Source organism: Paenibacillus ehimensis NBRC 15659, from assembly GCF_004000785.1.
GTDB classification, from domain to species: Bacteria; Bacillota; Bacilli; order Paenibacillales; family NBRC-103111; genus Paenibacillus_G; species Paenibacillus_G ehimensis.
The window spans coordinates 1-6276 of record NZ_BILX01000147.1 but is presented as its reverse complement, the minus strand read 5'-3'; the positions used below and the strand labels follow the sequence as shown (position 1 = coordinate 6276).

The following is a 6276-nucleotide window of genomic DNA, read 5'->3' as shown; positions in this document are numbered from 1 at the left end:
CTCTGACGATTCAATTATCTGTGGTATCTTGTCCCGTACCAGCTTGTTATAAATGATCACCCTATACTCTCCTTCCACTACTAACCTTGGCATGAGATCCAAAACTTTATGGCTAAGCCATTGTTAATAGCCATTTCAAGCTCTGAAACATGTTTATTGCTTTGTCCCTGATTCATAAGCATGGCGAGTAACTTCGAATTTCTTTCTTCCAATCTCTGTATCATTGTTTCGCTTGGAATGACATTTGATTTGCTTGAGTTACATGTTTGGTGAGAATAACCAAATTCCATAAATCATCGCTATATAAATACGACCAAGGAATTACATGGTCAATAGCGGGAGTCTCATCGATGATTTTCTTCCCACAATGAAAACAAATATGGTCTGGATTTTCTGCAGCAATAAGCTGAAAAAATTTAGTCAACGGTTTGCGTCTGACTTTATCTTCATCAATAATCTTTACCTTCTTGCATATGCGCGGCGAATGATTGAAATTTTCAAGCATTTGCGACCATCTGTAATTGATCGCGTCAAATACGATTAAACTATTCTCTTTCAGTTCCCTCATATTATCGGCAGCTATATATAAGAAATCTGCGTTCCGTTCGTAATTGTAAGCATCGTCAACCACTTTTCCTTCAACGGTCAGAAAGCGGTAACTTACGTCAGCCTTTAAAGCGGTTTTCACTTGCTTTACCGTCTTTTCGTACTGCATCTTACAAATTACCTCAATGTTAGACCGAAACCATTTAACCGGTTGAGCGCTTTGCGTTGCTTTCTGATACTCAGCAATTAACTCCTTCACTAAGGATACGATCTTCGGCGGTTTATTAGGGTTAGGGCTTTGCTTTAAGTCAAAAAAGATCGTTTGCTCGAAGTAGTATCTAATTACCTTCTTAGCAATGGCTTCAAGCCCAATTTGCATCGTGCTTCCAATTGGTTGGTGAAAATCATATTCTACAGCAATTTCGGTGATTGCCTTGGCCCATGCTGCTTTATAACTGTTATCAAACGAACAGTTGCGGATGATATAAAGCCATTTCTCTAGGAATGTCATATCTTTCCCTCTATAGTCTTGGTTTTCGAATTGTCTTAATAGTAAAATTATACCACATCTTTCATAAGACAGAAGTCGAAAAAGGTAGAAAAAAAACAAAAGATAGAACCCAAGGGCATATAATGCCTCCTTTGAAATTTCCTCACTATGCAATAAATAATAGTAAATTTCACCTATTTTACTATATATAATATTTATTGTATTATATTACCATATAAAGGATTTGAGGTGATAGTATGATTTAACTACATAAGGATTTAGGTGTTTATTGTTCGCTCTTTTTCTAAAAAAATATTGGAGGTAGAAAGTATGAGAAAATTATTTTTGAAATCAATACTAGCTCTAACAGTTATTGTCTCAGCGTTTCCTCTCTCCGCAAATGCTAGTGAATCGACGCATATAAGTCCGCCTGCCACAATTCCATGTGTAAAAGCCGAAGGTAAAGTATCCTACGAAACTGATGCCAATGGTGTCACAAAGGAGATCACTGAGATAAGTAACACTCAGGAGTATGCTAAAGCTTACAATCTTGATTTACCATCTCCAAACGCGAAAATTGTCCATGTCAGAACTCTTTCTACTAATGAAAAAACTAATTTAAACAGTTTAAATGCTGATGAGATTTCGACTCAGGGTGTAGGGGATTACTATCTAAAAAACGTTCAGGGGCCACGTAGAGGTTGCGGCATACATCCTCTAAGACGTTCAAATTTAGTTTATCCTGGTGGTAAGATGACTTTCACTGAATCTGTGGCAGCATCTGTTACTGGAACTGTCACAGTAGATGCACAGATTGTAAGTGCTGCTGTCGGTTTCAATGTAACGCAAACATTCTCTGTGACCGACGAGCAAACTGTTACAATACCTTCCAATTATTCTCGCGCTGAGGTTACTGCCTACGCTAACCTTGATATTTGGCAATATGATATTTATAAAAAGGGGTTATTCTGGGATAGTTACGAAGGTTATGGTTCCGCATCTAAACCAGTGGGTGTTTGTTTTAATATTGTTTACTCTTAAGTTATCGTAGGATCATATTTCAATAAAAAAGAAGCCTAAACTTCAGGCTTCTTTTTTATTGGTTCTACTTAGCATTTCATGATGACTCTAATGGAATTTCTTCTTTCTTCCTAACCCCTTCGTTGTCGACCCATTCAATTTCTAGATAATAACTTGCAGGTTCTTGATTCTTATCTGTTTCTTCAATAGGCCCCTCAATAGATCCAATCTTAAGGTTTTTAAGTAAACTAATATTTCCATTGTTTGATGTTTTTAGCCCTTCTAAAACAAGTTTCTCATTCTTCTCCCCACGCTTTTCGTAAAATGAGTATTTAAAATAATTTGAGTCTTTAATTTCATTTAAATTACCCAAATACGTTAACTTTCCGTTTCCGCGTTGAATAGATGTATTGGTCTTAACTATAGCATAATTGTCCAACTTCCAATGTTCTCCCTGCCCACTAAAAAAAGAAACTTTAAAAGTTTGTTGTGCTTGAGCATAACCATTCTGAACATCCTTATTAAAATACATAAAAAGGGTGATAACATTAGTAATAACCAAAGCAATAAGTACACTTTGACTGAGATATTTTTTCAATTGATATCCTCCCCATTATCTAGAATTTTCTAGGATGTATTAATAAGCTGCACATAATATCTATATATTCCATTTATCGAAAAGATATTACATGTTAAGTATAAATTTGTAAAATAATAATCATTATAACTCAACCACAGTTTTATTTTCAATTGCATGCTAAAATTCATAACCGAAACTCCTATGAACCATGAGGTTCATCAGGTATCTGCAATAAATCACTTATATATTATATATTCGCAATTTCGGGAATCCTAATTTCCACCAACCGCTTCAGTTGCCCTTAATATGGTGCATTTAGGGATTGTTTGTATAGTCATCTACAGTTGCTTTAAATTCTTTAATTTTATCTTTTATTTTTTGTCCGAGACTTCAAAATTGCACATCAGTTCAAAACCAGCGGGTAATATAACTGCGCCCCCTCCCTCATAATAAAAAGAACCGAGAGCACAGCGCCATCGCTTCTTCATTGTAAGTCAACGTTACGATAAAGACGAAATCGGAGAATAGTGATTAACGAGAAGGAAGCCGAAATTGTACGCCGGATTTATCGCGAGTATTGGGGGTGGAAAAACTTCCAGACGATTGCCAGAGGCTTAACGCACGAAGAACTATTCCAGTAAATACGCGATCATCAGCAAAGTGTTTTGCGGGTGTTGCGGAGCTATTTTTAAACGGAGAACGTAGAATAGTAGTCGCAGTTATAAGAAAGTGGGCTGGTAATGCCGAACCTATTTAATTGAAGGTAAAAGTGCTTGCGATATGAAAGCGGTCGGCGAACAAATCTTACAAGACGCCTTCGTACGAGTATTCGATCGAATGTACGAGAATAAGGATAGCTTTATTCGAACATTGAAGGCTAATATTCAAACCATCCTATCCAAGCGTGAAGATAGCGAACCGTTGCATGAAGTCGTGCAGAATATTGTACAGTTGAAATGGATCTTAAAGCATTGGTCAACCTTAAGCTTCGAAACCAAATCGATGATGGTGTATATGATGAGGAACACGCCCGGATATCTCAGCAGTTGGAAGAACTTCGGCTGAACGAAACTATGCTTCGGAAAGACCATGAGCAGAAGGTACACGTGAAGGAACGAATTAATGAAATCATTAAAGTTTTAACTACACGGCAAGAATTACTGGAGCAATTTGACGATAGCCTATTCCATGCGCTGGTAGAGAAGATTACTATTCTCTCGCCAGCGCATTTTATTTTTACTTTAAAAAGCGGGATGGAGTTAGGGCTAAACGATAATCTGACGAGTGTTGCATATAGAGCCACTCTTTTTCGATAATTATGCTTGTGGTTTAGCATGTCCTCCCACTCGCTCAAAAGAACGAGCAAATCATCGTCTGCCCCGATATTTAATGGCATCGCTTAAAGCAGCGAGTTTCTGGTGGACCGGAAACAGCGCATATTGTTTTTGGGCAGTAAGCGCTGAGGTATCGAATCTTAACTTGAGAGCGTCGAGAAACCAATTCGGCCAATGTTCCATAGGAAATCCCCTCCGTTGTTTGAGTGTGTGTATCTTAACTCTGTTCGGAGAGGGTGGCAAGTTATATTTATCCGCCGCGCAGTTGATATGCTGAATCTCTTAATCATACATAAAGCCAATTTAATGATTATTTAATTACTATAAAAGCATCATTATCATAATAGTATAAAAAAGCTTCAATTAAATCTTTATCTGTACACTCAGTCTTTTGTTCATAAGCATTTTTTATAATTCCTTTTATAGTTTGAATATCTAATGTATACATTAACTTATTATCCTTTGCAAATTTTGGAACTTCGTCAATTTCATCTTCTACATCATCTGGATCGATTATAGCAGCTTGTGTATCCAGACTCCATGTCTCATCCTCTGGAAGAAATAATGCATCTGACCACTCGAATTTTTCAATATTATTTAGTATACTTCGCAATGCCATAAGTTTCTCCATACTATTTCCCATCATCTCAAAATTTTAAAATTCGTAATTACGACGACCAGTATAACAATCATTAATAGGATCAAAAATACTCCCATAACTTTGGTCATAAGCAATCTGCTTGATTGGGTTCACGTATCTTGCTAGTACGAAATCCATGCTTCCATGCCCACGTTGGATTTAGTACAGCCACAAGCCCGTAAGAAAAAGAAGCGCCAAAAAAGATGATTAAGAAAAATTATGGTTTCCAAACAAGACCTGCCTTCCGAAAACGAGGCTAACTTTGGTCATTTGAAATTTCGAGGTCAGTTCTTCTATATCAGAACATCTGGCATGTAAGAGCTATATTATTGTACTAATAGCATACACATAGAAACTAATCATTATTATTATGAGAAACACTCCAGATATTCTTGTAAGAATTAAGTCGCCTTCATTTGGTTCTCTTACTGCCCTTGAAGTCATGAAAGACCTTTCCCATACATATTTGGGTTTAACTACACTTGCTATTCCCCATCCTAAGGCAACCAAACAAATCGTTGTGAGTAAAATTATAATTGGCAATCAGCTCCATAATTTTGTGATATGGATATCCTGAATTATTTTTACAGTTAAAAGGGATGTGCAATACCTTTCTAATTGACAAAACTATAAAAATTAACTCAACCAGACCAAATCTGATAAAGTAAATATACACTTAGCAAAAATGTACCTGCTCCTGATAGTCTACTGTTCAAAAGCAAAAATTTAGTATGTTTTACGTATTTGAAAATGTTCCCCAAGTTATACTTCAGATTAAATTCCGGTCTGAAAACAGTAAAAAGTCCCCATGCCATCATAAATAATAAAAAAGCCGAAAAAACTATCTTGCCACCCATTTTTCTTGCTCCTTATTGGAGAAGGGATTGCTCAGAATTAGCTAGAGTTTACTTCCATAGCTAGTTCGATGGCTTATATTGTATGCAGATAAAATTCATTATTATTATGATAAACGCTTCGGTTTCCTTGACCCCAGCTCAGAGCTAATAGAAAACAAAGTTAACAAAAACCCGTCATTCATGATGAATCAGATCATTATCACCCAGTTCAACATACGCTTATGCGTATTGGGTAACTCCAAAGTACTTACTCCATATAACTCTCAGCCGTTTGTATATGACTCTTTAAATCTAAGTCTGGATATCTTTTATCTAACGAATATAGTAACTCAATATATTTTTTGCTTTGTAAATTGTATGCAACTTCTTCGAAGACTTCACTTAAAAATGAAAGCTCTGTTTTAGTGCATACTTGTAAGAAGTTTAATGTCGAATTTTCATTTTCACTAAGTAACTCAATTAGTTCTTCCCATTTCTGTTCGATTCTTGGATCATTATCATCAAGTAATGCTCGTGCACCCAAGACTGCCCTTACTTTTTCCTCAAACATTGATGAATTCCTCCCCTTAATTTATGGCTGTAACATATTATCAGGAAAAATTGTACCAATTTCTCCATCTGTTTTGATTACCCCTACCCTAACACCATTATATTCTCCAAATATCGCCACACCATCTGCTGCATTCTCGTGTTCCGGCATATTGGCGACATGTTCTCCTGCTTTCCTTATATCTTCCCTAGACCATTTTTCTGGAAACCATGCTTGGCCACTGCCTGTTCGTTTCCCTTTTGACTTATGATCTGGTACA

At 36.4% G+C, this 6276-nt stretch carries 7 protein-coding genes; 2 read left to right on the top strand and 5 right to left on the bottom strand.

Features of this window, described 5'->3' with window-relative positions; genetic code table 11:
• Nucleotides 1-220: 220 nt before the first annotated feature.
• Nucleotides 221-1057, bottom strand: coding sequence for an HNH endonuclease (locus PEH01S_RS33780; protein ID WP_246063145.1), 837 nt, complete (start codon nucleotides 1055-1057; stop codon nucleotides 221-223).
• Nucleotides 1058-1366: 309 nt separating this feature from the next.
• Between PEH01S_RS33780 and PEH01S_RS33775 the strand changes: the two genes are divergently transcribed.
• Entirely contained in the window at nucleotides 1367-2077 is a 711-nt protein-coding gene (locus PEH01S_RS33775; RefSeq protein ID WP_127490411.1) for a restriction endonuclease, read from the top strand.
• 76 nt (nucleotides 2078-2153) lie between these two features.
• Here the strand turns inward: PEH01S_RS33775 and PEH01S_RS33770 are convergent, their stop codons facing one another.
• Nucleotides 2154-2654: a hypothetical protein gene (locus PEH01S_RS33770; protein ID WP_127490410.1), complete on the bottom strand. Its 501-nt coding sequence runs from the start codon at nucleotides 2652-2654 to the stop codon at nucleotides 2154-2156.
• Between the two features lie 938 nt (nucleotides 2655-3592).
• Between PEH01S_RS33770 and PEH01S_RS35085 the strand changes: the two genes are divergently transcribed.
• Complete coding sequence (locus PEH01S_RS35085; RefSeq protein WP_174807198.1) at nucleotides 3593-3952, top strand: hypothetical protein; 360 nt, start codon at nucleotides 3593-3595, stop codon at nucleotides 3950-3952.
• 328 nt (nucleotides 3953-4280) lie between these two features.
• On the opposite strand, the gene PEH01S_RS33760 is transcribed toward PEH01S_RS35085, so the two are convergent.
• From PEH01S_RS33760 to PEH01S_RS33750, 3 genes are all read right to left on the bottom strand, one after another.
• Nucleotides 4281-4589 carry a DUF7716 domain-containing protein gene (locus PEH01S_RS33760; protein ID WP_127490409.1) on the bottom strand — a complete coding sequence of 103 codons (309 nt, stop codon included), beginning with the start codon at nucleotides 4587-4589 and terminating at the stop codon, nucleotides 4281-4283.
• Between the two features lie 1125 nt (nucleotides 4590-5714).
• Nucleotides 5715-6017 (bottom strand): hypothetical protein, encoded by a 303-nt coding sequence (locus PEH01S_RS33755; RefSeq protein ID WP_127490408.1) that lies wholly within the window; start codon nucleotides 6015-6017, stop codon nucleotides 5715-5717.
• A 21-nt stretch (nucleotides 6018-6038) separates the two neighbouring features.
• Nucleotides 6039-6276 (bottom strand): EndoU domain-containing protein (locus tag PEH01S_RS33750; protein ID WP_127490407.1); only part of this gene is annotated, 238 nt, incomplete at its 5' end.

What these genes read in the sequence shown, in the direction of transcription:
- PEH01S_RS33755 (WP_127490408.1), bottom strand. Translation starts at nt 6,017, where the DNA reads ATGTTTGAGGAAAAAGTAAGGGCAGTCTTGGGTGCACGAGCATTACTT.
- PEH01S_RS33760 (WP_127490409.1), bottom strand. Translation starts at nt 4,589, where the DNA reads ATGGCATTGCGAAGTATACTAAATAATATTGAAAAATTCGAGTGGTCA.
- PEH01S_RS33775 (WP_127490411.1), top strand. Translation starts at nt 1,367, where the DNA reads ATGAGAAAATTATTTTTGAAATCAATACTAGCTCTAACAGTTATTGTC.
- PEH01S_RS33780 (WP_246063145.1), bottom strand. Translation starts at nt 1,057, where the DNA reads ATGACATTCCTAGAGAAATGGCTTTATATCATCCGCAACTGTTCGTTT.
- PEH01S_RS35085 (WP_174807198.1), top strand. Translation starts at nt 3,593, where the DNA reads ATGGATCTTAAAGCATTGGTCAACCTTAAGCTTCGAAACCAAATCGAT.